The following is a 25,028-nucleotide window of genomic DNA, read 5'->3' as shown; positions in this document are numbered from 1 at the left end:
CCGGCCCCTGACCGACCCGCCCCGACCGAATGCCGCAATTCCAGAAATTCCTCGCCTTTGACACCAGCACCGACCGCATGTCGGTGGCGGTGACCGACGGCGTGCGCAGCTGGCAGCACAGCGGCCCGGGCGGCGCGCAGGCCTCGACCACGCTGATCCCGGCCATCCTCGCGCTGCTGGCCGAGGCCGGCCTGGCGCTGGGCGAACTTGACGCGATCGCCTTCGGGCGCGGCCCGGGCTCCTTCACCGGCCTGCGCACCGCCTGCGCCGTGGCCCAGGGCCTGGCGCTGGGTGCACGCAACGGCGCGGGCATGCCGGTGCTGCCCATAGACACCCTGATGGTCGTGGCCGAAGAGGCGCGCTTCCAGCAAGCCGGCGCACAGCCGCTTGGCATCACGGCGCTGCTCGACGCGCGCATGGACGAGATGTATGTGCAGCGCTTTGAATTCAGCGGCGGGCAGTGCCGCGCGCTGGGTGAATGCGAGCTGGTCCGGCCCGAGGATTTTGTGCCCGGTTCCGCGGTCGACCTGCTGGCCGGCAATGTGTTTTCGGTCTACGCGGACCGCCTGCCGGCCGGCATGCCGGCGCAGGCCGAGGCCCTGCCCACGGCCGCCGCCCTGCTGCGCCTGGCGCCCGTGCTGGCAGCCGCCGGGCAGTGTGTGAGCGCAGACCTCGCCCTGCCGCTCTACGTTCGCGATAAAGTAGCGCTCACTACCGAAGAGCGCGAGCGGGTCAAGGCCGCCAAACTCCTCGCCGAGGTTCCGCCCCTTTCACCATGAACGCCATCCTCAAGCCCCTCGAAGCCCAGTTCGAAGCCATGACGCCCGCATGGCTGGACGCGGTGGTGCGTGTGGAGCAAAGCGCCTACGGCCAGCCCTGGACCAAGGGCAACTTCACCGACTCGCTCAATGCCGGCTACCAGGCGCAGCTGCTGACCGGCGGCAACGCGCCCGACGCCGAGCTGCTGGGCTACTTCGTGGCCATGAAGGGTGTGGACGAGGTGCACCTGCTCAACATCACGGTCGCGCCCGAACACCAGCGCCAGGGCTGGGCCCGCATCATGCTCGATGCGCTGGCCATCTGGTCGCGCGCGCAGGGCGCGCAATGGCTGTGGCTGGAGGTGCGTGTGAGCAATGCGCGCGCCAAGGCGATCTACGAACGCTACGGCTTTCGCCACGTCGGCACGCGCCGCAACTACTACCCGGCCGATGCGTCAACGCGCGAAGACGCCGTGGTCATGAGCCTGGCCCTATGAGCCTGGACCTCGACAAACGCCATCGCGCCATGCTGCGCGAAATGGGCGTGCGCGTGTGGCTGCCCGTGTCGGCGCCTGCTGATGCTCCTGCTGCCGAGGCGGTGGTGGAAGTGGCGCTTGCCTCGCAGGAAACCAGGCCGGCACCGGCTCCCACCGCGCCCGACGTGCGTGAGGCCCCGCCGCCTGTGCGCACCCCGCCTCCCCGCCCACCGGTGGCGGCCGCGCCGCCAGCCGAGGCGCGCGAAGCCGCCGCACCGGCCAGCTCCGGTGCCTGGAGCATGGGCGCCGCGCAGGCCTTGTACGCCGAGGCCGCCCATGACCAGGGCGCGCGCTGGCTGGTGCTGGCCGAAACGCCGGCGGCCGCGCTGCAGCGTGAACCCTTCAACCCGTTTGAGGGCGAGGCCGGCAAGCTGCTTGACAACATGCTGCGTGCCGCCCGTTTGCACAAGGCCGGCGTGGTGCTGCTGGCGCCGCTGGTGCGCGGCGCGGCGGCCGGTGTGGGCGCCGCCCTGCCCGAGGCGCTGCCGGCCCTGCTGGCCAGCGCGCAACCCGACGTGGTGCTGGTCATGGGCCGCCTGGCCGCACAGGCTTTGCTGCAGTCCAGTGAGCCTTTCGGCAAGCTGCGCGGCCAGGTGCACGGCCTGCATGGCGCGCACACGGTGGTGACCTACGACGCGACCTATTTGCTGCGCAACCCGTCCGACAAGGCCAAGGCCTGGGACGACCTGTGCTTGGCCATGAGCCGGGTGACTTCGCCCGCAGGCTAGGTCTTGGCGGCGTCCCGGCTGGGCGCCAGCACCGAGGCGATGGCCGCCACCATCAAGACCACCGCCGCCCAGTCCTGCCAGTGCAGCACTTCGCCCAGGCCCAGCGCACCTGAGAACACACCCAGGATGGGAATCATCATCACGCTCAGCGTCGAGGCCACAGGCGGCAGCGCGCGCGCCAGGGTGAACCAGGCCGCGTGGGCAAAACCGAAGATCAGCACCGCGTTGTAGAGAATCGCGCCCCAAGTCATGGGCGAGGGTGCCTTCCACTGCGGCATTTCAAAGACGATGCCCAGCACGGTCAGCATCACGGCCGTCATCACCGTCATCCAGAAGGACAGCGTGAGCGTGGCGGCCGCGATGGTGGTCTTGCGCAGCATCTGTGTGCCCAGGGCCCATACGGCAGCGGCTACCAGCGCGCACAGCACACCCAGTGGCCGGCCCGACAGGTTGGTCAGCTCATACCAGAGCAGCAGCGCCACGCCCAGCGCCGCGGCGGCGACCCCCAGCCAGTTGCGGGGTTTGAGCTTCGCGCCGAAGAACCAGGCGCCCAGCAGCGCCGAAAAAATCGGCATGGTGTAGCCCAGGATGGCCGCCCGCCCGCTGCTGAGGTTTTTCACCGCCAGGATGATGAGCGCATGCCAGACAAACATGTTCGCCGCCGCCAGCCAGAACAGTTCGCGCCACTTGTCGCGTGGAACGAAGAACGGAACCTTCAGCAGCACCATGGCCAGGCCCAGCACCGGAATGCCCAGCCAGATCGAGATCGCCCGGAAGCTCAGCGGCGGAAAGTCCGCGATGCCCATCTTCATGACCGGCCAGTTCAGGCCCCAGACCAGGGTGAGCAGGACGAGGAGTATGAGCTGACGGCGTGAGAGTTGCATGGGTGGGTGTGGCGGACGATGAAGAGTGCCGCTATTGTCCGGGCAGCAAGTAAATCTTGCTGCGGGCGTGTGTGGCCCCCTTTCCCTACCAGCCGGGGCCGCGGAACTGGCTTTGCCAGGCCGCAGGCTCGAAGTGAAAAGCGTGGGGGCCTAAAATGCCACTATGACCTTTCTTGACATGCTGGGCGCCGCAGAACGCCAGAACCACTCCATGCTCTGCGTCGGCCTGGACCCGGAACCGACCAAATTCCCCGGCAAGCTCAAGGGCGACGCCAACAAGATCTACGATTTTTGCGCCGCGATCGTCGATGCCACCGCCGATCTGGTGATTTCTTTCAAGCCGCAGATCGCTTATTTCGCCGCCCACCGCGCCGAAGGCCAGCTCGAACGCCTGATGGAACACATGCGCCGCGTCGCGCCCCAGGTGCCCATCATCCTGGACGCCAAACGCGGCGACATCGGCTCCACCGCCGAGCAGTACGCGAAAGAAGCGTTTGAACGCTACGGCGCCGACGCGGTGACGCTCTCGCCCTTCATGGGCTTTGATTCCGTCGCGCCGTACCTGAAATACGAAGGCAAAGGCGCTTTCCTGCTGTGCCGCACGTCCAACCCCGGCGGCGACGATTTGCAGAACCAGCGTTTTGCTTCCATCGAAGGCCAGCCGCTGCTGTATGAGCATGTTGCGCGATTGGCGCAAGGGCCGTGGAACCTCAATGGCCAGCTCGGCTTGGTGGTGGGGGCGACCTATCCCGCGGAAATCGAGCGTGTGCGTGCCGTTGCGCCTGTCCTGCCCTTGCTGATTCCTGGTGTGGGGGCGCAGGGTGGGGATGCTGTGGCCACTGTCAAGGCTGGCTGGCGGGCCGGGGCGCCCATCATCGTCAATTCTTCTCGGGCTATTTTGTATGCGTCGGGTGGGGATGATTTTGCTGAGGCTGCTCGGCGGGAGGCTGTGAGGACTCGCGATGTTCTTGAGGCGGCTCGCAGCGAGGCTTTGAAATAGGCCGGGTCTTGCGCCGGTCTTTGCGCGCTCCTCCCTCTGTGCTCTCTTCTTAGTTCTGCTGGCCGGGGGTTGCCCGGCGGCAACTTACTTTTCTTTTGCTTCGCCAAAAGAAAAGTAAGCAAAAGAAAAGGCGACCCTGGTTGCTGCGTCCCTACGCTTCGCTACGGGCAACCTGCGGTGCTCGGTCCAGACGGGGTCTCGCTAAACTCGCCTTCGGCTCAGACAACGCGATCCCTGATCCGTCCGGCCCTGCGCTCCTCGGCGCATCCACAAGGGGTGGGAGCGGGGAGAAGGAATCCAAATACTGAATACCTGAAGAAACAAGGACTCGCCTTGGCGAGTCCTTGTTTGTATTTGTCTTCTTTGTGTTTTCGTTTTCTGTCTTCTTTCCCCGCTTCCGCTTGCCCCGTCCTGGCTGGGCCGAGGAGCGCAGACGTAGGCGGATCAGGGATCGCGCTTGTCTGAGCGAAGCGAGTTTGCGCGAGACCCCGCCGTAGTCGAGCACCGCAGGTTGCCCGTAGCGAAGCGTAGGGACCCAGACTGCGGGTCGCCTTTTCTTTGGTGACTTTCTTTTGGCGAAGCAAAAGAAAGTTACTGGCCGCCGGGCCACCCCGGCCAGCCACCCTCAGCAGAGTTCACCGAAAGCCATACAACCCAGCCGGGTTATCAACAAGAATCTTCCTCCGAACCACATCACTCGAAACCCAAGAAAACAGCAAGTCATACAACTCCACTTCCGACGGCGGCGGATTCCGCCCCGGATGCGGCCAGTTACTCGCCCACAAACAGCGTTCAGGAAATTTTTCAGCCAGCGTGCGTGCGATCAGGCTAACGTCGTCGTAGCCTGGCGCGCCAACCTTGGAGGTTTCATAAGGCGCCGACAACTTGATCCACACCTTGCCGGTGTCCAGCACACGCAGCAGCGACTGGAATGAGGGATGGTCGGGCTTGACGGGTTCTAAAAACTTGCCGTTGTGGTCTATCACCAGCTTGCAGGGCAAGCGCTTGAGCAGCTCTTCATGCTCGGGGAAATTGCGGCCGTCCAGTTGCAGGTTGACCATCCAGCCCATGCTCGCCAGCCGTGCGGCCATGGGCTCCAGTGAACTCCATTGCAGTACCGGGTTGATCATCATGTAGCGCACACCGCAGATGCCGCCGTCATGCAGGCGGCGCAGTTCGGCATCCGTCACCTCAGGCGCCACCAATGCGATGCCGCGGCCCGACTCACCTAACTGTGCCACGGCGTCCAGCGTGCAGCTGTTGTCAAAGCCGTAGGCCGAGGGCTGGACGATGACGGCGCGGCTCAGGCCCAGGGCCTTTTGCACTTCGCGATAAGTCGATACCGGCAGGTGCGGCGGCACCCAGGCCACATTGGGGACCATGGGGTATTTGTCTTCATAGATGTGCACGTGGCAGTCGCAGGCGCCGACGTAAGTCGTGTTCTGGGTGGCTTGCATCAAAAAAGCTTTCGCAAAGGAGTTAAAAGTGATGGTGCGGCTCAGGCCGTTTGCGGCGCCTGGGTAGCCTGCTGCCAGCGCCTGGCCTCAGCCGCATTGACCGCGCCCTGCGGCGCGCGCCCTTGCAGCAACTCGGCCACCTGGGCTACCGTCTCCAGCGCCTGGTGTTCCACCGCCGGCGGCGTGAGGCCGCCTATGTGGGGCGAGGCAATCACGCGCGGGTGCGCGGCCACACGCGGCGAGGGCATCTGGTCGGGCGCGCGGCCCACGTCCACCGCGCAGCCGGCAATCGTGCCGGCGTCCAGCGCGGCGATCAGTGCCTCGTCATCGACCAGGTTGCCGCGCGAGGCATTGATGAAAAACGCGCCGGGCTTCATGGCCGCAAAGGTTGCCGCGTTCATCATGTTTTCGGTGGCCTCGGTCGCGGCGGCCAGGCAGACCACGTAGTCGGAGCGCTGCAGCAGCGGCAGCAGCTCGACCTGCTCGAGCTCCTGGCGGTTTGTGGGTGTGTAGGGGTCGTGCACCACGATGCGCATGCCCAGCGCGAGCGCCACGTCGCAGAGATAGCGGCTGATCTGTCCATATCCGATCACACCCAGCGTGGCGCCGCGCAGTTCGCGGCCCATGGCCGGCACCACGGGACGGCCCGCGTGGTAGTCGGCCGTGGTCGCACTGATGTGGCGGCTCAGATCGATCATCACGCCGATGATCCATTCGCTGACCGAGGGGATGAAACCCGCGCTGGCCTGGGTGACCAGCACGCCGTGGCGGCTGGCGGCCGGCACGTCGATGTTGCGGATGTCGATGGCGCAGCGCACAAAGGCCAGCAGCCGTGGCAGCCCGGCGAACAGGGCCTCGTCGCCCACCGTCTGGCGGTAGGAAATGATGACCTCGCAATCGCCGGCCAGCGCGGCCAGCTCGGAGGAGGAGAGGTCGGTGTCACCCGGGTTGAAGCGCACCTCGGCGACGGCCTTGAGCGCGGCGATGGCGCGGTCGCCGAAGTAGTGCGCGAGCTTGCTCTGGGGATGGCTGACAAAAACCGTCGTCATTCAAAAAGCCTTGTGTTTGTTGTGGGTTGACCGTTAGCGCTTGCCCGCGCGGCATTCGGCGACCGAATCGCGGGCCACCAGCGTGGGCTGGAAAATGAATTCCTGCGTCTCTATGGACGGGTCGGCCAGCCGGCTCATCACGCGTTCGACCATGACCTGCGCCATCTCGGGCACCGGCAGGCGTACGCTGGTCATGGCCGGGTGCATCAGCGTGGAGAGAAACACGTTGTCGATGCCGATCACCGACACGTCTTCCGGGACGGCCAGGCCGGCGTCGCGAAAACCCGCCATCAGGCCGAAAGCCATCAGGTCGTTGACGCCTATCACGCCGGTGGGCCGCTCGGGCAACTTGGCCAGCAGGCCGGCCTGGGCGCGGCCCACTTCGCTCATCATCGAATCGCCGTACTCGTCGACGGGTGTGCCTTCGACGACGCTGGCGCTGGCTTCCAGCCCCGCGCTTTTGGCGGCCGACAGGAAGCCGGCGATCTTCTCGTTGCGGCTCATGGTGCGGCCGGCCGGCGTGACGAAAGCCAGGCGGCGGTGGCCCAGGTCTATGAGGTGCTGGGTGGCGATGCGCGCGGACTCGAAGCTGTCCACCGTGACGTGGTCGACGATGGAGCGCATGTTCGGCGTGGCGCGCCTGTCGTAGCTCACCATCACCATGCCGCGTTCAGCCGCGGCCTCCACGTGCTGTTCGTCGATCAGCGAGGAGATGATGATCACACCGCGCACGCCGTGCGCCAGCAGGTCGTCGAAGAAGCGCGTCTCCTTGTCTCGGTCGCGGTAGGTGTTGCCTATCATGATGCGAAAGCCGTAGCGCTCCTGCGCCAGGGTCTCGATCTCGCGCGCGATGAAGCCGTACATCGGGTTGGCCATGGACGGCACCAGCAGGCCTATCAGCGGCGTGTAGCCGGTCTTGAGCTGGCGCGCCGTGGAGTTGGGCCGGTACTTGAGCTCGGCGATGGCGGCTTCCACGCGCGCCAGCGTCTCGGCGGCCATGCGGTTGGCGCGGCCGTTGAGCACGTTGGACACGGTGCTGGTGGAAACCCCGGCCAGGCTGGCGACATCTCGGATCTTGCTCACGTTTTTTGTCCTGTCTTTTTTAATGCGTCTGCTGGCATTTTCACAGGCCCATGCGAGTTGGCAGCCACAGCGAAAATTGCGGCACCAGCACCAGCAGGATAAGCGTGACGAACAGCACCGCCAGGTATTTCATCATGGGCCGGGCCACGTCCTTGACGTTGGTGCCGGTGATGGCGCAGGTGGCGAACAAGCCCAGCCCGACCGGCGGCGCGAACAGCCCCAATCCCATGGCAATCACCATGACGGTCCCAAAATGTAATGGATTGACGCCCAGCTGGGAGGCAATCGGCGTCAGCAGGGGCCCGAAAATGATCAGCGCGGGCGCGCCCTCCAGCACGGCACCGAAGACGATCATGATGAGCACCGACAGCAGCACGAACATGGTGCTGCCGTAGGAATGCGCAAAGCCGATCATGAAAGTCGACAGGTATTGCGGGATCTGCTGGATCGTCAGCGCAAACGACACACTGGACGCCGCCGCGACGATGAAGAGGATGCCGCCGGCCATGGAGGCCGAGCGCACGAAGAGCTGCGCTACCGACTTGACGGTGAGCTCGCGGAACGCCAGCCAGCCCACCACCAGCGCATAGACCACGGCAAAGGCCGAGACCTCGGTGGAGGTCGCGACGCCCGAGGTCACGCCCTTGCCTATCATGGCCACCATCACCAACGCCACGGTCGCGCCGCCCAGCAGGCGGAACATCGGCGTGCGCACGTCAAACGCTTCATCGGGGTTGATACGGGTGCCGACGTAAATCGTCACCGCCGCGAGCGACAGCGCCAGCACGGCGGCCGGCACCAGCCCGGCCATGAAGAGGCCGGCAATCGAGATGTTGGCGACAAAACCCATGATGATCATGTTGATGCAGGGCGGAATCGTTTCGGCCATCACGGCGGTACAGGCCAGGAGGCCGGCAGTTTCGTTCGGGTCCTGCTTGGTTTTGCGCACGGCCGGCATGATGATGCCGCCCACCGCCGCGATGTCGGCCAGCTTGGAGCCCGACACGCCCGAGAAAAAGGCGGTGGCGGTGATGGTGATCAGCCCCAGCCCGCCGCGCACCCGGCCGAACATGCGCAGCAGCAGTTCGATGAGGCGTGACGACATGCCGTTGGACTCCATCAGCAGCCCGGCCAGCACAAAGAAGGGAATCGCCAGCAGCACGTAGTGGTCGGTGCCGGCCATCACCTGCTGCGAATACACCAGCATGGGCAGCGAAGGGTCGGCCATGAAGAACACCAGCGACGACAGTCCCAGCACAAAGGCGATCGGCACGCCCAGCAGCAGGCCGCCGACGAAACCCACGGTCAGCAGCATCCAGGGCTTGATGGCCAGGCCGGGCAGCAGCATGTTCCAGCCCACCACCGCCGCCACCATGGCGATGCCGACGCCCAGCGTGGACCAGACCACGCGCGAAGGGCCGTTGACCGCGTTGGCCAGGCCGAACATGGTCATGAACAGGCTGCCGATGACCACCGGGAAGGTGTAGATCCACTGCGGCAGGCCTATGGGCGTGGTGCTGGACCAGGAGTCCACCAGCAGGCCGACGGACGAGACGAAGAGGCAGGCCGACACGGCCACGATGATCCAGCTCGCGAACTGCATCAGCGCCGGTTGCCAGCGCGCCGGCAGCAGGCCGCGGAAGATGTCCACGCCCACGTGCTGGCTGCGCGCCAGCACCGTGGCCGCCCCGAAGAAGACCAGCACGATCATCAAGGCGCGCGCCACCTCCTCGGCCCAGTCGAAGGGCTCGTGCAGGAAGTAGCGGAACACCACCGAGACAAACACCACCAGCACGTCAACCGCCAGCACCACGCCCGCGACGTACTCGGTCATGCGCATCAGCCAGGCCAGCCAGCGGCCGGGCGAATGGCCGACGCTGAAGCCGGGCGCGGACGCCTGCGCCGGGTTGTGCGAGAGGGCTTCGGGCAGGGCGGCGGGTGCCACGGGCGCCGTTCCGGGCAGGGCCGCGGACATGCGGGCTTCCATGCTCAGCCCCGCGCCGCACTGATCGCCGTGAACAGCGGCGCGGTTTCCGGGTACTGCTTGGCGAAGCCGGCCCAGAGTCTGGCTTCCATTTCCTTGCGGACCTGGTCGCGCTCGTTTTTGGCCATGGGCGTGAAGGTGATGCCCAGTTTCTTGAGGTCTTCAATGCCCTGCAGGCCTTTTTCGGTGCCGGTCTTGCGCAGCTGGACGGTCGAATCGGCGGCGGCCTTCATAAACGCCGGGCGCAGCTCGGCCGGGATTCTCTCAACGCCGCGTTTGCCCATGATGCAGACCATGGGGCTGAACAGGTGCTCGGTCATCCAGCAGTGCTTGACGACCTCGTTGAGCTTGCTGGCCAGCACCGTGCCCGAGTCATGCTCGAAGCCGTCGACCACGCCGGTCTGCGCGGCCATGTAGAGCTCGCCGAAGGAAATCGGCGTGGGGATGGCGCCCATGATCTTGAAGGTCTCGATAAAGGCCGGCGTCGGCAGCACGCGCAGCTTGACGTTCTTGATCTCGGCCAGCGACTTGACCGGCTGCTTGGTGTAGACGTTGCGCGCACCGTAATGGGCGCTCCAGGTGATGACCTGGCAGCCGGTGCTTTTCTGCAGCATCTCGTTGAGCTTGGCGCCCACGCCGCTGTCCAGCGCCTTGGCCACGTGCTCGTAGCTGTCGAACAGGTAGCCCAGGTCCAGCATGCCGAGCTGCGGCGTCACCGTGGCCCAGATGGACGAGCCGGTCAGCATCATGTCGATGGAGCCGACCTTGACCTGCTGCACCACGTCGCTTTCCTTGCCGAGCTGGTTGTTCGGGAAGTAGTCGATGCGGATCTTGTCGCCCACGGCCTTCTTGAGGTTGGCCTCCATGAGCTGCTGCCAGGCGAAGTGCGAGGAATTGAGGTCGGGCAGGTGCGCCGACGACAGGCGCAGCGCGACGGTGGACTGAGCGCTGGCCAGGCCCGAAAACCCCGTCGCCATGGCAACGGAGGCGGCGGACGTGGTCTGGACAAAGCGGCGGCGTGAAAGGGAAGTCATTTTTTGTCTCCTGAGGGTGTTTTGCGATGCGCTGGGGAATCTTGGCGTTCTGTAGTGTTCTTTGTAGAACGATTTACTGTATCGTTACACCAAATCGCCCGTCAAGCCGGGAGGAACGGGTTTTGATAGGTGTTTTCCTCCGTAAACGGGTGTTTTATGGCCTTCCGCCGCACGCGGGCTCGGTCTCAGCGGGGCGGCGGAAAAAGGAGGCACTGGCAGGACGTGCTGGGTTGGCCGACGGTTTTCAGCGAAGTCGGCAATCGCGGAAAACCCGGGTCTTGACGCGCGTGAACGGCGGCGCAGAATGCATCAGTCGCCAGGAGCCCAACTTGTATGTACAAGTTACCGGCGGCCATAACCCAGGGCATGGGCATGATTCCTGCTCACCTCTGATGACACCGGGGTGCTATCGCCACAAGCGCTTGGCCGCCATGTTTGTTTGACTGTCCAACCGAAGGAAACCATCTTGAATCACATGCTTCCCCTCCTCAGCCGCCGCGTCCTTTGCGCCACGGCAGCGGCCGCCATGCTGGCCTGCGGCGCCGGTGCCGCGCTGGCCGCCACGCCCAAGGACACGCTGGTGCTGGCTTTCGGCTTTGACGACATCATCACCATGGACCCGGCCGAAGCCTTCGAGCTGTCCGCCGGCGAAATCATGGGCAACACCTATGACCGCCTGCTGCGCCTGGACGTGAACGACCCTTCCAAGCTGGTGGGCGACGTGGCCAAGTCCTGGACAGTCTCGGCCGACGGCAAGACTTACACCTTCGAGATCAAGCCCGGCCTCAAATTCGCGTCGGGCAACCCGCTGACGGCCGAGGAAGTGGCCTACTCGCTGCAGCGCGCCGTGATGCTGGACAAATCCCCGGCCTTCATCCTGACGCAGTTCGGTTTTTCCAAGGCCAACGTCAAGGACAAGATCAAGGCCGTCGGCCCCGGCACGCTGACGCTGGAGACCGACAAGGCCTACGCACCGACCTTTGTCTTCAACTGCCTGACCGCCAATGTGGCCGGCATCGTCGACATGAAGCTGGTGCAATCGAAAGAGGTCAACGGCGACTGGGGTTATGCCTGGCTCAAGACCAATTACGCCGGTTCCGGCCCGCTGAAATTGCGCGAATGGCGCGCCAATGAAATCGTGGCGCTGGAGCGCAACGACAACTACTACGGCCCCAAGCCCAAGCTGGCGCGCGTGATCTACCGCCATGTGAAGGAATCGGCCACGCAGCGCCTGCTGCTGGAAAAAGGCGACATCGACATCGCCCGCAACCTGAGCCCGCAGGACATCGCGGCGCTCTCGGCCAACAAGGACATGAAGCTCGCGTCCACGCCCAAGGGCACGGTCTACTACATCAGCCTGAACCAGAAGAACCCCAACCTGGCCAAGCCTGAAGTACGCGAGGCCATGAAGTACCTGGTCGACTACGGCGCCATCGGCGACACGCTGGTCAAGAACATCGGCGTGATCAACCAGAACTTCCTGCCGCAGGGCCTGTTGGGCGCCAGCACCGAAAAACCCTACAAGCTTGACGTGGCCAAGGCCAAGCAGCTGCTGGCCAAGGCCGGCCTTCCCAACGGCTTCAAGGTGACCATCGACATGCGCACCATCCAGCCGGTGCAAGGCATCACCGAGGCCTTCCAGCAGACCGCCAAGCAGGCCGGCATCGACATCGAGATCATTCCCGGCGACGGCAAGCAGACGCTGACCAAGTACCGCGCACGCACCCACGACATGTACATCGGCCAGTGGGGCGCCGACTACTGGGACCCGCATTCGAACGCCGATACCTTCACGCGCAACCCCGACAACGCCGACGACGCCAAGGCCAAGCCGCTGGCCTGGCGCAATGCCTGGGCGATCCCCGAGCTGACCAAGCAGTCGGACGCCGCCGTGCTGGAGCGCGACGCCGGCAAGCGCAAGAAGATGTATGAGGACCTGCAGGCCGAGTTCCGCAAGACCAGCCCCTTCATCATGCTGTACCAGCAGACCGAAGTGGCAGCCTTCCGTAACAACGTGGACGGCCTGAAGCTGGGCCCGACCTTCGACAGCAACTACATGTTCAACGTGTCCAAGCGCTGATAGCTACTCCGACTTTGGCTATCCCCGACCCCACGGCAGCCGGCATGGCGCCGCTCACCACGGTGAGCACGCGCACGGCCGGCCAGCGCCTGGCGCCTCACGCCAAAAGTTTTGGCAACTTCCTGGTGGTGATCCTGCTCACCTACCTGGGCCTGCTCGCCGTGACCTTCTTCATAGGCCGGGTGATTCCCATAGACCCGGTGCTGGCCATCGTGGGCGACCGGGCGCCGGCCCATGTGATTGAGCGGGCGCGCCAGGAACTGGGCCTGGACAAGCCGATCTACCAGCAGTTCTACATCTACCTGAGCAAGGTGCTCAAGGGCGATTTCGGCACCTCGGTGCTGACCGCCAACCCGGTGATGACGGACATCAAGCGCGCCTTCCCGGCCACGCTGGAACTCGCCAGCCTGGGCATCTTGATAGGCGCGGGCCTGGGTGTTCCGCTGGGCGTGTGGGCGGCGGTGCGGCGCGGCAAATTCGTGGACCAAGTGGTGCGCGTGATCGGCCTGGTCGGTTATTCGGTGCCCATCTTCTGGCTGGGATTGATGGCGCTGGTGGTGTTTTATGCGCGGCTGGGCTGGGTGTCGGGGCCGGGGCGTATCGATGTGACGTATGAGTACACGCTCACACCGGTCACCGGCCTGCTCTTGCTCGACACCGCCATGGCCGGCGAGTGGGAGGCTTTCCGCAATGTGTTTTCGCACCTGATACTGCCGGCCTCGCTGCTGGGCTATTTCGCGCTGGCCTACATCAGCCGCATGACGCGCTCCTTCATGCTCAACGAACTCGCGCAGGAATACGTGATCGCCGCGCGCGCCAAGGGTTTGTCGGAGTCGCGCATTATCTGGCGCCACGCGCTGCGCAATGCCATGGTGCCGCTGGTGACGGTGATCGCGCTGTCGTACGCGGGCCTCCTCGAGGGCTCGGTGCTGACGGAGACCGTGTTTGCCTGGCCGGGCCTGGGCCTGTACATCACCAACTCGCTGCAGAACGCCGACATGAATGCGGTGCTGGGCGGCACCATCATCGTGGGCTCGATTTTTGTGGGCTTGAATCTATTGTCTGATGTGCTCTATAAATTGTTAGACCCAAGGACACGCATCCGATGAGCTCCAAAGCGGCATCCCTGCGCGACTGGCTCAGCACTGACAGGCCAGGCTCCCGCCGCCAGGCCTTTATGGGCCGGGTCTACCACGGCTGCCGTGATTTTTCGCGCAACCGGCTGGCCATGCTGGGCCTCTTCATCGTGCTGGGCCTGGTGCTGGTGGCCATCTTCGCCGACCTGCTGGCGCCCTATTCGGCCTACACCGGCGACCTGCGCACCACGCGCTTGTTGCCGCCTTCGTGGGCGCACTGGTTCGGCACCGACGACCAGGGGCGTGACATCCTCTCGCGCATCATCATCGGCTCGCGCATCACGTTGATGGTGGTGATCCTGGTGGCGGTGCTGGCCGCTCCGCTGGGGCTCATCGTCGGCACCGTGGCCGGTTATGCCGGCGGCTGGGTCGACGCGGTGCTGATGCGCATCACCGACATCTTTCTGGCGTTTCCGCGCCTCATCCTGGCGCTGGCCTTTGTCGCGGCGCTGGGCCCCGGCATCCAGAACGCGGTGATCGCCATCGCCATCACCTCCTGGCCACCCTACGCGCGCATGGCGCGGGCCGAGACGCTGACGATACGCCAGACCGACTACATCGCCGCCGTGCAATTGCTGGGCGCTTCGCCCTGGCGCATCGTGCTGGGCCACATCATGCCGCTGTGCCTGTCCTCGGTGATCGTGCGCGTGACGCTGGACATGGCCGGCATTATTTTGACGGCCGCCGGCCTGGGCTTCCTGGGCCTGGGCGCGCAGCCGCCCATGCCCGAGTGGGGCGCGATGATCGCCAACGGCCGGCTCTATGTGCTGGACCAATGGTGGGTGGCGGCCGCTCCGGGCGCGGCGATTTTTGTCGTCAGCTTGGCCTTCAACCTGCTGGGTGACGGCCTGCGCGACGCACTGGACCCCAAGGCCGCGAAATGACGGACGCCTCAACACCCCTGCTCGTCGTCGAGGACTTGCGCGTCAGCTTCCCGCGCCGCGACGGCGGCATGACGAACGCCGTGCGCGGCGTCTCTTTCACGCTGGGCCGCGAGCGCCTGGGCATCGTCGGCGAGTCGGGATCCGGCAAGTCGCAGACCGGCCGCGCCATCATGGGGCTGACCGCACCAGAAGGCCGCATCAGCGCCAGGCGCCTCGAATTTGCCGGCGTGGATTTGCTCAACTGCGCGCCGGCCCAGCGCCGCGAATTGCGCGGCGGCCGCATCGCCATGGTGCTGCAGGACCCGAAGTTTTCGCTGAACCCGGTCATGACCATAGGCGCGCAGATCGTGGAGACGTTGCAGGCGCACACCCGCGTGTCATCTGCCGAGGCGAAGAAGCGCGCGCTGGCTGCGCTGGAGTCGGTGCGTATCGACGATCCGGCGCGCGTCTACAAACTCTATCCGCATGAAGTGTCCGGCGGCATGGGCCAGCGCGCGATGATCGCCATGATGCTGATCGCCGACCCCGACCTGCTGATCGCCGACGAACCCACCTCGGCCCTGGACGTGACGGTGCAGCTGCAGGTGCTGTCCATTCTCGACACCCTGGTGGCCGAACGCGGCATGGGCCTGATCCTGGTCTCGCATGACCTGCGGCTGGTGTCCACCTTTTGCGACCGCATCCTGGTGATGTATGCCGGCCGGGTGGTGGAGGAGCTTGCCGCCGGCGGCCTCGCGAATGCGCAGCATCCTTACACGCGCGGGCTGATGGCCTGCCTGCCGCAGCTGGGCAGCTCGACGCATCCGCTGGCCACGCTGGACCGAAAACCGGAGTGGGCGCTGTGAACGCGGCGGCGGCCGCGCCAAACGCGCTGGGCCTGGAGGCCAGCGGCCTGCGCGTGGAGTACGACGGTTTTGTCGCGGTCGCCGATACGTCTTTTACCGTGAGTCCCGGCGAGAGCTTCGGCATCGTCGGCGAATCGGGTTCGGGAAAATCCACGGTGCTGCGCGCCATCTGCGGACTGGCGCCGCGCACCGCCGGCACGGTCCGGCTGCTGGGCCAGGACAGCGCGCCCGGCAGCAAGGCTTTCAGGCGGCAGGTGCAGATGGTGTTCCAGGACCCCTATGGCTCACTGCACCCACGCCACACGGTGGACCGCATCCTGGCCGAACCGCTGGCCATCCACGGCATCGGCGACGCGGAAGCGCGCATCGAGCGTGCGCTGGAGGAAGTCGGCCTGGGCACGGGCTTTCGTTTTCGCTACCCGCACCAGCTTTCGGGCGGGCAGCGCCAGCGCATCGCGATTGCGCGAGCCTTGATCCTGGAGCCGCAAATCCTGCTGCTGGATGAGCCGACCTCGGCGCTCGACGCCTCGGTGCAGGCCGAGGTGCTCAACCTGCTCGAGGAATTGCGCCGCCGGCGCGGCCTGACCTTCATCATGGTGAGCCACGACCTGGCCGTCGTTACCCACCTGTGCGAACGGCTGATGGTGATGCAGCGCGGCCAGACGGTCGAAATGCTGGCCTCGGCCGACCTCGCGGCGCACAAGGCCAGCAACGCCTACACACTGAGCCTGATGGAGGCCTCCACCGGTTTCAAGCGAGCACCGGCTACGACGTAAATCGTTACCGCACCCGCTGGCGTACCAGCCGGGCACATGCTTTAATTTCCCTTCAATCCACCGAACCACCGCCATGATCCACTGGGAAGCCCACGCCTGCCTGCCGCTGCATCCGGCGGCCGATTTTTCGCCCATGGACGCGCTACGCGCGGCGGGCGTCCACTACGTCTCCATCAACGTCGGCATGGACATGAACCCGGTGGCGCAGATCATGGCGGTGATCGCCGCCTTCCGCGCGAAGATCGCAGCGAACCCCGAGCGCTACCGTCTGGTGTCCAGCGTGGAAGAAATCCGCGAGGCCGCGGCGGCGGGCCGGCTCGCCATCGGCTTTGACCTCGAAGGCGCGATGCCGCTGCAGGAACATCCCGAGATGGTGGCCCTGTACCGCGACCTGGGCGTGCGGCAAATCCACTTCGCCTACAACCGCAACAACAGCGTGGCCGACGGCTGCCACGACGAGGCGCGCGGCCTCACGCCGCTGGGCGTGCGCATGGTGCGGGCCGTCAACGAGGCCGGGATGTTGATGGACTGCTCGCACACCGGCCGCCGCTGCAGCCTGGACATCATGGCGGCGTCGGCCAAGCCGGTGATCTTCAGCCATGCCAACCCGCTGGCGCTGGTCGAGCACGGCCGCAACATCAGCGACGAGCAGATACGCGCCTGCGCCGCGACCGGCGGCGTGGTCTGTGTCTCGGGCGTCTCGGCCTTCCTGGGCACGCGAACGCCCACCGCCGACGACATGGCGCGGCACGTGGCTTATGTGGCCGGCCTGGTCGGCGCGCAGCATGTGGGCATAGGCCTGGACATCAGCTTCCGGCAGGACGAACTCGACGACAACCCGCCCGGCGACTACGACCCCACTTATTGGTGGCCGAAGTCGGCCGGCTACAACCGCGCCGTGCAGCGCATGACCTACACGCCGGTTGAGACCTGGCAGTTGCTGCCTGACGCTCTGCGCCAGGTGGGCCTGGGTGCCGCCGAGATCGAAGGCGTGATGGGTGACAATATGATGCGTGTCGCCGCCACCGTCTGGCACGACTGAACATCCCGCAACCCACCGGCAGTCCCCATGTCCTCTATCACCCTCCGCTTCCTGGCCGAACCCAGCACCGTCAACTTCGGCGGCAAGGTGCACGGCGGCACCGTCATGAAATGGATTGACGAGGCCGGTTACGCCTGCGCCACCAGCTGGGCCAAGCGCTACTGCGTCACCGTCTCGGTGGGCAGCATCCGTTTCCAGCGGCCCATCATGATCGGCGACCTGGTCGAAGTCGAAGCCCGACTGGCCTACACCGGCACGACCAGCATGAACATCTCGGTGGAAGTGCGCGCCGGCGACATGAAAGTCGGCCAGATGCAGGTCATCACCGAGTGCCTGGTTGTCTTCGTCGCGGTGGATCTGGACGGCAAGGCCTTGCCTGCCCAGGAGTGGCGGCCCGAGACGCCCGGCGACGTTGCGCTGGCCCAGCGCGTCAAGGCACACCTGGACGCCGCGCGCGCCATGCAGCCGGCCTGAAGCGCAGCGCCCCCGACACCTCGATGCAAAACAATGCCCTGACGGGCCGCGATCTCGCGGCCGCCCTCACGGTGGTCATGCTGTGGGGCATCAACTTTGTGGTGATGAAATTCGCGCTGCGCGACTTCACGCCTTTCCAGTTGGGCACCGCCCGCTATGTGTTCGCGGTGCTGCCGCTGGTGCTGTTGGTCCGCCCACCCAAGGTGGCCTGGAAGTGGGTAGTGGGGTATGGCTTGCTGCAGGGCGTGGGGCAGTTCGGCATCCTGTTTTTCGCGCTCAAGGTCGGCATGACGGCCGCGCTGGCTTCGGTGCTGCAGCAGACCCAGGTGTTCTGGACCGCGCTGTTCGGTTTTGTGCTGTTGCACGAACGCGCCAGCCGCCCGCTGCAGGCCGGCCTGGGGCTCGCGGCGCTCGGCCTGGCCTGCTTTGCGCTCAACTACGTGGGCACGGAGGGCGGCGGCGCCACCACGCCGCTGGGTTTTGTGCTCACGCTGTGCGCGGCGGCCATGTGGGCCATGTCCAACATCGTGGCGCGGCGTGTGCAGCAGACCTACAAGGACTATTCGCCGCTGGCCTTTGTGGTGTGGAGCAGCCTGGTGGCCGTGCTGCCTTTTGCGGCGCTGTCCTGGGCTTTTGATCCCGAGGCCGTGCGCTGGCGCTGGCTGGAGGCGCGCGCCTCCAGCTGGGCGGCCGTGGCCTACCTGGGCTGGGCCGCCACCATCCTGGGCTACGGCCTGTGGACGAATCTGCTCAAGCGTCACCCCGCGAACCGCGTCGCGCCTTTCAGCCTGGGTGTGCCCGTGGTGGGCCTGGCCACCGGCATGCTGGTGCTGGGCGAAGTCGTCACGCCCTGGCAGTGGGCCGGCGTCGCCTTTGTGGTGGCCGCGCTGGCATGTGTGATGCTGGGCGGGCTGGTCAAGCGGCGTTAGCGCTTCGGGCGGCGGCAGCCATGCCGCCGTTGTCCTGCCGGGCAAACCAGGCTGCCAGCAAGTCCAGCGTATGCCGTACCTTGGCCGGCTGCTCGCCGCGCCGCGGTGTCACGGCATACAGCGGCATGTCCGTCAGCCGCCAGCTGGGCAACACCGGCAGCAGCCTGCCGTCGGCCAGCGCCTGGCGGTCGTCTTCACTCACCGCCATGCTGATGCCCCAGCCTGCCACGCACAGCGCATGCACGGCCGTGACCTGCGAGGCCTGCACGCGCGCGTCCAACCGCAAGATTTCACGCTCGCCGCCGGGGCCTTCCAGCTCGAGCATCTCCGCCCCCGTGTTTTGCGGCCGGCTGGCCAACCAGTCGTGCTGCAGCAAATCCTGTGGGTGTGCGGGCCAGTCGCGCTCGGCCAGGTAGGCCGGTGAGGCGCACAACACGCGCGTCATGCTGCCCAGCTTGCGCGCCACCAGCGATGAGTCGGCCAGTTGCCCTACCCGCAGGGCGATGTCCACCCGCTGCTCGATCAGGTCGATGACGGTGTCGTCCAGCAGCAGCCGCAGGCTGAGCCTGGGATGGCCGCGCAGCGGCGCCAGCGCCGATGCCAGCAGGCCGCCAAAGCCGATGGGCGCGGCCAGCCGCAATTCGCCCTCGGGTTCGTCGCGCAGGCGCACCAGCGCCTGTTCAGCCTCGCGCGCCGCGCCCACCATGGCGGCGCAACCCGCGTGGTAGCGCTCACCGGCCTCGGTCAGCGTCAGGCGCCGGGTCGAGCGGTGCAGCAGGGCCAGGCCCAGCGCCTGTTCAAGCTGGCGCAAATGCTGGCTCACGGCCGAAGGCGTCATGCCCAGGCGGCGCGCCGCCGCCGTCAGTGATCCCGCCGCCACGACCTCGGCAAAGACGGCCATGCGTTTGAGCTGGTCCAGGGATTTGTCAGTCATTGATTAGTAATGCTTCACAGTGTTGGCGAATTTTGCCGTCTATTCAGCTTGTTGTGAAGTAATCAAACTAACGGCTTCTTTCACCAACAGGGAAATTTCCATGAACATCGCACTCATAGGCGCCACCGGTTTTGTCGGCGCCCCTATTCTTTCCGAGCTGCTGAGCCGAGGCCACAAAGTCACCGTGCTGGCGCGCAACCCCGGCAAAGTCGCGCCGCAAACCGGCCTGAAGGTCGTGGCCGCCGACGCGCTGGATGCCGGCCAGGTCGCCAATGCCGTGGCTGGCCATGACGCTGTCATCAGCGCCTACAACCCCGGCTGGGGCGAGCCGAAGATTTATGACCTGCACCTGCAGGCCAGCCAGGCCATCGTGAAGGGCGTCAAGCAGGCCGGCGTCAAGCGACTGTTGGTGGTGGGTGGCGCGGGCAGCCTGTATGTGGCGCCCGGCCCGCAGCTGGTCGACACGCCGGAGTTTCCCGCGCAGTACAAGCAGGGCGCTTTGGCTGCCCGTGAGGCGCTGAATCAGCTCAAGCTTGAAAGCACGCTGGACTGGAGTTTTGTTTCGCCTCCCATTGGCCTGGCGCCCGGTGAGCGCAGCGGCAAATACCGGCTGGGTGCGGATGAGCTGTTGTCCGGCCAGGGCGAGCAGCCGGCGGGTATCTCTGTGGCCGACCTGGCCGTGGCTATCGTGGATGAGGTTGAGATGCCTCGGCATCTGCAGCGGCGGTTTACTGTGGCCAATTGAGGCTGATTGGCCTTGCAGCGAATGGGGGGGCCGGGTCTTGCGCCGGTCTTGCGCGCTCTCCTGTTCTCCTTGCTTAGTGCTGCTGGCCGGGGGTTGCCCGGCGGCAACTTACTTTTCTTTTGCTTCGCCAAAAGAAAAGTAAGCAAAAGAAAAGGCGACCCTGGTTGCTGCGTCCCTACGCTTCGCTACGGGCAACCTGCGGTGCTCGGTCCAGACGGGGTCTCGCTAAACTCGCCTTCGGCTCAGACAACGCGATCCCTGATCCGTCCGGCCCTGCGCTCCTCGGCGCATCCACAAGGGGTGGGAGCGGGGAGAAGGAATCCAAATACTGAATACCTGAAGAAACAAGGACTCGCCTTGGCGAGTCCTTGTTTGTATTTGTCTTCTTTGTGTTTTCGTTTTCTGTCTTCTTTCCCCGCTTCCGCTTGCCCCGTCCTGGCTGGGCCGAGGAGCGCAGACGTAGGCGGATCAGGGATCGCGCTTGTCTGAGCGAAGCGAGTTTGCGCGAGACCCCGCCGTAGTCGAGCACCGCAGGTTGCCCGTAGCGAAGCGTAGGGACCCAGACTGCGGGTCGCCTTTTCTTTGGTGACTTTCTTTTGGCGAAGCAAAAGAAAGTTACTTGCTGCCGGGCAACCCCCGGCCAGCAGAACTCAGCAAAGAGAACAGAGGGAGTGCGGACAGCCGGCGCAAGACCCGGCTACTTCCCCGCATCCCTAAGTCGCGCAAAAACCTTCCAGAACGCCGCCTCCTGCGTGGTCGCAAAATTGATCCGCATCAAGGTGCTGGGCGCCCGCACCGCATGGAACAGCGCCCCCGGGGCGATCAGGTAGCCCTCGTCGAGCATGCGCTGCGCCAGCGCGTCGGTGTCGACGCCGGTGTCCACCCAGCCGAACAGGCCCGCGGGCTCGGCCGCGAAGGTGCAGCCGTGGGCGACGGCCAGCTTGACGCTGCGGGCGCGGGCGGCATCCAGCCGGGTGCGTATGCGTTCGGCGTGGCGGCGCAGCTGGCCCTGGTCTATGCACCAGGCCAGCGCCTTTTCGAGCAGGGCCGGCGTCGTCAGCGTGGCCAGCAGCTTGGTGTCGAGCAGGCGCTCGACCAAATCGGGCGGCGCGGCCATGAAACCGACGCGCCAGCCGGGGGCGAGGATCTTGGCGAAACCGCTGACGTAAATCGTGCGCTGCAAACCGTCGAGTGAGCACAGCCGCGTGGCGTGTTCGGGTGCCAGGTGGCTGTAGGTGTCGTCTTCAACGATGTGGAAGTTGTGCTGCATTGCCAGCTGCAGCACGCGGTGGGCACTGCCCGGTGTGAGGCAGTAGCCGGTGGGGTTGTGGAACACGCTGACGCTGACAAACAGCTTGGGCTGGTGGATCTCGCAGTACTGCGCCATCACCTCCAGGTCGGGCCCGTCGGCGCGGCGCGGTACCGGCAGGATGCGCATGCCCAGCGCGTCCAGCCGGGCGAACTCGACGGCCCAGCCGGGCTCCTCCACCATCACGCAGTCGCCGGCGCGCAGCAGCGTGCGGCTCACGATGTCCAGCGCATGCGTGGCACCGACCGTGGTGATGATCTGCTCGGGCACGGCATGCACATTGAGCGCGCTCAGTTTCTGCGACAGCGCGCGGCGCAGGCCGCTGTCGCCCATGGGTTCGCCGTACTGCAGCGAAAAATCCCGCAGCGCGCTGACGCTGGTGACTTTGCGCACGGCCGTCGGCATGAAGCTGGTCTCCAGCCAGTCGGACGGGAACACGCCCATGCCGGGCTGGGGCTTGTTGCTGACCTTGTGGAACATGCCGCGTATCAGCGCGGTCGCGTCGACCGGCGCCTGGCGCGTGTGCATCCAGCCGGCGGTGCTCCAGGCGCCCAACGGCGCCAGGCCGGCGGCCATCGCCGGCGCTGTTCCTTGCTTTCCGGCCTGCGCCATGGCCGGGGCCTGGAGGGTCGGCGCCAGCGCCGCGTTGAGCGAGGCATCGCGCACAAAAAATCCGCGGTTCTTGCGCGCCACCACCAGGCCCTGCGCCAGCAGCTGGTCATACGCGGCCACCACGGTGGACACACTCACGCCCTGTTGTTCGGCGCACAGGCGCACCGAGGGCAGGCGGGCACCGGGCGCCAGCAGGCGGCTGCGGATGCGCTCGGCAAAGCGCGCCGAAAGCTGTTCGGTCAGGGAGAGGGAAGCGGTTTTCATCAACATGCTGCGAACCTTATGGCTCCTGGGACGGAGCGTGTGTGCTGACAATTTGACCAATACAGTTTTGAAATTTGTACCGATAACTGTATTGGTGGTGTATTGCTTTCAACTATAAAGTCTGAAACATGAACTGGCAAGAATTTACGGCTTTACTGGTGCTGGCCACGGCGATGAGTTTTTCGCCCGGGCCCAACACCACGCTGTCCACCGCGCTCGGGGCCAATCACGGTTTGCGCCGTGCGCTGCCTTTCGTCTGCGCCGTGCCCGTCGGCTGGGGCGCGTTGCTGCTGGTGTGCGCACTGGGCCTGGGCGCGCTGGTGCTCGCAGTGCCGCTGCTGACCTTGGCCGTCAAGGTCGTCGGCGTGGCCTATTTGCTGTGGCTGGCGTTCAAGGTCTCGCAGTCGCGCCAGCTCAGCGAGGCCGATGCGTCCCGCCTGAACGTCACCTTCTGGCAGGGCGCGGCCCTGCAGTTCGTCAACATCAAGGCCTGGATGCTGGCGCTGGCCATCGTCAGCGGCTGGATCGCCGGCCGCGAAGCGCCCGGCATGCGCCTGGCCATCGTGCTGCCCGTGATGCTGGCCTATGCCTTTGTGAGCAATCTGGCCTACGCCCTCGCCGGCTCGTTGCTGCGTGAATGGCTTACCGGCCCGGCCGGTAGCGGCCTGCGGCTGCGCTGGTTCAATTACGTCATGGCGGCCGTGCTGGTAGCCACCGCGATCTGGATGCTGTTTATATGAGCCCGAACGCGCAAATCACCAAGGGCCTCTGGCTGGGCCTGCTGGGCATCGTGATCTTCTCGGTCACGCTGCCGATGACGCGGCTGGCCGTCGGCACGCCCGACGCGCCGCAGATGTCGGGCGTTTTCATCGCGCTGGGCCGCGCCGTGGTGGCCGCGGCACTGTCGGCCGTGTTCCTGCTGGCCACGCGCGCGCCTTTCCCGAGGCGCGAGCAATGGTGGCCGCTGGCCGTCACCGCGGGCGGTGTGGTCTTCGGTTTTCCGCTGTTCACCTCGATCGCCATGCGCCACGTGGAGGCCATGCATGCGAGCGTCATCGTCGGCGTGCTGCCGCTGGCGACCGCGGCCGTCGGCGCGCTGCTGCACCGCCAGCGCCCTTCCGCCGGCTTCTGGCTGTGCGCGGCCCTGGGCAGCGCGCTGGTAGTGGCTTTTGCCATGCTGCGCTCGGGCGGCGGCGGCCTGTCCATCAGCCCGGCCGACCTGTTGCTGCTGGCCGCCATGCTGTGCGCCGCCGTCGGCTACGGCTACGGCGCCAGGCTCTCGCAAGGCATGCGGGCCGAGCACGTGATCTGCTGGGCATTGGTGCTGGCCCTGCCGCTGACCTTGCCGCTGGCCGCCTTCAGCTGGCCCGCCGGGCCCGTCAAGGCCGCCGCCTGGTGGGGATTCGGCTATGTCGCGGTGTTCTCGATGTGGCTGGGCTTTTTCGCCTGGTACCGCGGCCTGGCGCTGGGCGGCACGGTGCGCGTCAGCCAGGTGCAGCTGGTGCAGCCGTTTTTGTCCATGCTGTTCGCGGTGCCGCTGCTCGGCGAGCGCCTGGACGCCGTGACCGTGGGCTTCGGCCTGGCGGTGATCGCCACCGTGTTCATCGGCAAAAAAATGCCGGTGCACCAGCCGGCCGCCATGCCCCCCTCTTTGCTGCACCCGAGGAAGACCTGATGTACTGCGCCGCCTTTATTTTCGAACCCGGCACCTATGACGAACGTTTCCACGCGCTGGACGCGCTGATCGAGGAAGCCGCCCACGCCACGCCCGGCTACCTGGGCGCGGAAACCTGGCGTTCGCCCGACGGCACACGCAGCAACGCCACCTATTTCTGGGACAACCAGGAGGCACTGCGCGCTTTTTCGGTCCATCCGAAACACCTGGAGGCCAAGCGCCAGTACACCCAGTGGTACAAAGGCTTTCATATCGTCATCTCGCAGGTGCTGCGCTCCTACGGCGACGGCACCATCGCCCACATCACGCCCAACGAACGCGCACGCGAGGCGGGGCAGGCCGCATGAACGTCCATAACATCCCCTTCGGCATCACCGACTGGTCCGCGGTGGCCCGCACCGAACATTCGGCCCTGGAAGGCAAGGCTTTCTGGCGCACCCAGCAGTTCGGCGATGTGCGCGTGCGCATGGTCGAATACACGCCGGGCTACGTGTCCGACCACTGGTGCAAAAAGGGCCACATCCTGCTGTGCCTTCAGGGTCAGCTGCATACCGAACTCGAGGACGGCCGGCGCTTTACGCTGGAGCCCGGCATGAGCTACCAGGTCGCCGACCAGGCCGAAGCCCACCGTTCCACCGCGCCGCTGGGTGCCACCCTGTTTGTGGTGGATTGAGCGGCCCGCATGGACTGTCTCTTGCGTAAAACCGCCAGGCTGCGATCATGTTCCATGGCCGCGCGCTTCGGCGCCGTGAAATTTCAAACCATTGTGTGACCCGGGCCGCCCGCGGCGGCCCACAAGGAGGAGAGTGA

Annotated in this window: 25 protein-coding genes; 17 read left to right on the top strand and 8 right to left on the bottom strand. The window is 65.8% G+C overall.

Annotated features, from left to right (window positions below; translation table 11 throughout):
• The first annotated feature begins 29 nt into the window (after positions 1-29).
• The 3 genes from tsaB to ACSQ27_RS19505 are packed head-to-tail and all read left to right on the top strand — an operon-like array spanning position 30 to position 2,022.
• A complete protein-coding gene (tsaB, locus tag ACSQ27_RS19515; protein WP_436157136.1) occupies positions 30-779 on the top strand; it encodes a tRNA (adenosine(37)-N6)-threonylcarbamoyltransferase complex dimerization subunit type 1 TsaB in 750 nt (249 codons plus the stop codon).
• A complete protein-coding gene (gene rimI / locus ACSQ27_RS19510; protein ID WP_436157135.1) occupies positions 776-1,255 on the top strand; it encodes a ribosomal protein S18-alanine N-acetyltransferase in 480 nt (159 codons plus the stop codon). Before tsaB ends, rimI begins: the two co-directional genes overlap by 4 nt.
• Positions 1,252-2,022, top strand: a complete 771-nt coding sequence (locus tag ACSQ27_RS19505) for a uracil-DNA glycosylase family protein (protein WP_436157134.1) — start codon at positions 1,252-1,254, stop codon at positions 2,020-2,022. Before rimI ends, ACSQ27_RS19505 begins: the two co-directional genes overlap by 4 nt.
• On the opposite strand, the gene ACSQ27_RS19500 is transcribed toward ACSQ27_RS19505, so the two are convergent.
• On the bottom strand, positions 2,019-2,906 hold the full coding sequence (locus ACSQ27_RS19500) for a DMT family transporter (protein ID WP_436157133.1): 888 nt from the start codon (positions 2,904-2,906) through the stop codon (positions 2,019-2,021). The genes ACSQ27_RS19505 and ACSQ27_RS19500 overlap by 4 nt on opposite strands.
• 163 nt (positions 2,907-3,069) lie before the next feature.
• Here ACSQ27_RS19500 and pyrF point away from each other — a divergent pair, with 163 nt between their 5' ends.
• A complete protein-coding gene (gene pyrF, locus ACSQ27_RS19495; RefSeq protein ID WP_436157132.1) occupies positions 3,070-3,906 on the top strand; it encodes an orotidine-5'-phosphate decarboxylase in 837 nt (278 codons plus the stop codon).
• A 635-nt stretch (positions 3,907-4,541) separates the two neighbouring features.
• Here the strand turns inward: pyrF and ACSQ27_RS19490 are convergent.
• The 5 genes from ACSQ27_RS19490 to ACSQ27_RS19470 all read right to left on the bottom strand — a co-directional run bounded on the left by ACSQ27_RS19490 (position 4,542) and on the right by ACSQ27_RS19470 (position 10,513).
• Positions 4,542-5,363: an amidohydrolase family protein gene (locus ACSQ27_RS19490; RefSeq protein ID WP_436157131.1), complete on the bottom strand. Its 822-nt coding sequence runs from the start codon at positions 5,361-5,363 to the stop codon at positions 4,542-4,544.
• A 41-nt stretch (positions 5,364-5,404) separates the two neighbouring features.
• Positions 5,405-6,412 (bottom strand): NAD(P)-dependent oxidoreductase, encoded by a 1,008-nt coding sequence (locus ACSQ27_RS19485; protein WP_436157130.1) that lies wholly within the window; start codon positions 6,410-6,412, stop codon positions 5,405-5,407.
• A 33-nt stretch (positions 6,413-6,445) separates the two neighbouring features.
• Positions 6,446-7,495 (bottom strand): LacI family DNA-binding transcriptional regulator, encoded by a 1,050-nt coding sequence (locus tag ACSQ27_RS19480; RefSeq protein WP_436157129.1) that lies wholly within the window; start codon positions 7,493-7,495, stop codon positions 6,446-6,448.
• A 40-nt stretch (positions 7,496-7,535) separates the two neighbouring features.
• The gene (locus tag ACSQ27_RS19475; protein WP_436157263.1) at positions 7,536-9,335 is read right to left on the bottom strand and encodes a TRAP transporter large permease; all 1,800 of its coding nucleotides are present in this window, start codon (positions 9,333-9,335) and stop codon (positions 7,536-7,538) included.
• A gap of 149 nt (positions 9,336-9,484) precedes the next feature.
• A complete protein-coding gene (locus ACSQ27_RS19470) occupies positions 9,485-10,513 on the bottom strand; it encodes a TRAP transporter substrate-binding protein (protein WP_436157128.1) in 1,029 nt (342 codons plus the stop codon).
• A gap of 475 nt (positions 10,514-10,988) precedes the next feature.
• Here ACSQ27_RS19470 and ACSQ27_RS19465 point away from each other — a divergent pair, with 475 nt between their 5' ends.
• From ACSQ27_RS19465 to ACSQ27_RS19430, 8 genes are all read left to right on the top strand, one after another.
• Positions 10,989-12,593 carry an ABC transporter substrate-binding protein gene (locus ACSQ27_RS19465; RefSeq protein ID WP_436157262.1) on the top strand — a complete coding sequence of 535 codons (1,605 nt, stop codon included), beginning with the start codon at positions 10,989-10,991 and terminating at the stop codon, positions 12,591-12,593.
• 14 nt (positions 12,594-12,607) lie between these two features.
• Entirely contained in the window at positions 12,608-13,702 is a 1,095-nt protein-coding gene (locus tag ACSQ27_RS19460) for an ABC transporter permease (protein ID WP_436157127.1), read from the top strand.
• The gene (locus ACSQ27_RS19455; RefSeq protein WP_436157126.1) at positions 13,699-14,613 is read left to right on the top strand and encodes an ABC transporter permease; all 915 of its coding nucleotides are present in this window, start codon (positions 13,699-13,701) and stop codon (positions 14,611-14,613) included. Before ACSQ27_RS19460 ends, ACSQ27_RS19455 begins: the two co-directional genes overlap by 4 nt.
• A complete protein-coding gene (locus tag ACSQ27_RS19450) occupies positions 14,610-15,458 on the top strand; it encodes an ABC transporter ATP-binding protein (protein WP_436157125.1) in 849 nt (282 codons plus the stop codon). Before ACSQ27_RS19455 ends, ACSQ27_RS19450 begins: the two co-directional genes overlap by 4 nt.
• 26 nt (positions 15,459-15,484) lie before the next feature.
• Entirely contained in the window at positions 15,485-16,234 is a 750-nt protein-coding gene (locus ACSQ27_RS19445; protein WP_436157261.1) for an ABC transporter ATP-binding protein, read from the top strand.
• Between the two features lie 73 nt (positions 16,235-16,307).
• On the top strand, positions 16,308-17,276 hold the full coding sequence (locus ACSQ27_RS19440) for a dipeptidase (protein ID WP_436157124.1): 969 nt from the start codon (positions 16,308-16,310) through the stop codon (positions 17,274-17,276).
• A gap of 27 nt (positions 17,277-17,303) precedes the next feature.
• Complete coding sequence (locus ACSQ27_RS19435; RefSeq protein ID WP_436157123.1) at positions 17,304-17,750, top strand: acyl-CoA thioesterase; 447 nt, start codon at positions 17,304-17,306, stop codon at positions 17,748-17,750.
• A gap of 23 nt (positions 17,751-17,773) precedes the next feature.
• Positions 17,774-18,679: an EamA family transporter gene (locus tag ACSQ27_RS19430; RefSeq protein ID WP_436157122.1), complete on the top strand. Its 906-nt coding sequence runs from the start codon at positions 17,774-17,776 to the stop codon at positions 18,677-18,679.
• Here ACSQ27_RS19430 and ACSQ27_RS19425 read toward each other — a convergent pair.
• Positions 18,666-19,613 carry a LysR family transcriptional regulator gene (locus ACSQ27_RS19425; RefSeq protein WP_436157121.1) on the bottom strand — a complete coding sequence of 316 codons (948 nt, stop codon included), beginning with the start codon at positions 19,611-19,613 and terminating at the stop codon, positions 18,666-18,668. The two genes, ACSQ27_RS19430 and ACSQ27_RS19425, sit on opposite strands and share 14 nt — an antisense overlap.
• 100 nt (positions 19,614-19,713) lie before the next feature.
• On the opposite strand from ACSQ27_RS19425, the gene ACSQ27_RS19420 reads away from it, so the two are divergent.
• Positions 19,714-20,358 (top strand): NAD(P)-dependent oxidoreductase, encoded by a 645-nt coding sequence (locus tag ACSQ27_RS19420; protein WP_436157120.1) that lies wholly within the window; start codon positions 19,714-19,716, stop codon positions 20,356-20,358.
• 697 nt (positions 20,359-21,055) lie between these two features.
• Here ACSQ27_RS19420 and ACSQ27_RS19415 read toward each other — a convergent pair.
• Positions 21,056-22,549, bottom strand: a complete 1,494-nt coding sequence (locus ACSQ27_RS19415; RefSeq protein WP_436157119.1) for a PLP-dependent aminotransferase family protein — start codon at positions 22,547-22,549, stop codon at positions 21,056-21,058.
• Positions 22,550-22,671: 122 nt separating this feature from the next.
• On the opposite strand from ACSQ27_RS19415, the gene ACSQ27_RS19410 reads away from it, so the two are divergent.
• From ACSQ27_RS19410 to ACSQ27_RS19395, 4 genes are read left to right on the top strand one after another with little or no spacing between them, the layout of a single operon-like run.
• Entirely contained in the window at positions 22,672-23,283 is a 612-nt protein-coding gene (locus ACSQ27_RS19410) for a LysE family translocator (protein WP_436157118.1), read from the top strand.
• Positions 23,280-24,218, top strand: a complete 939-nt coding sequence (locus ACSQ27_RS19405; protein WP_436157117.1) for a DMT family transporter — start codon at positions 23,280-23,282, stop codon at positions 24,216-24,218. Before ACSQ27_RS19410 ends, ACSQ27_RS19405 begins: the two co-directional genes overlap by 4 nt.
• Entirely contained in the window at positions 24,218-24,565 is a 348-nt protein-coding gene (locus ACSQ27_RS19400; protein WP_436157116.1) for an antibiotic biosynthesis monooxygenase family protein, read from the top strand. The genes ACSQ27_RS19405 and ACSQ27_RS19400 overlap by 1 nt, the downstream gene beginning before the upstream one ends.
• Positions 24,562-24,891 (top strand): DHCW motif cupin fold protein, encoded by a 330-nt coding sequence (locus ACSQ27_RS19395; protein ID WP_436157115.1) that lies wholly within the window; start codon positions 24,562-24,564, stop codon positions 24,889-24,891. The genes ACSQ27_RS19400 and ACSQ27_RS19395 overlap by 4 nt, the downstream gene beginning before the upstream one ends.
• The last annotated feature ends 137 nt before the right edge of the window (positions 24,892-25,028 follow it).

The sequence above is a fragment of the Polaromonas sp. LjRoot131 genome, from assembly GCF_964252805.1.
Classification (GTDB): domain Bacteria; phylum Pseudomonadota; class Gammaproteobacteria; order Burkholderiales; family Burkholderiaceae_C; genus Polaromonas.
This window is presented reverse-complemented; position numbering and strand designations above follow the sequence as displayed.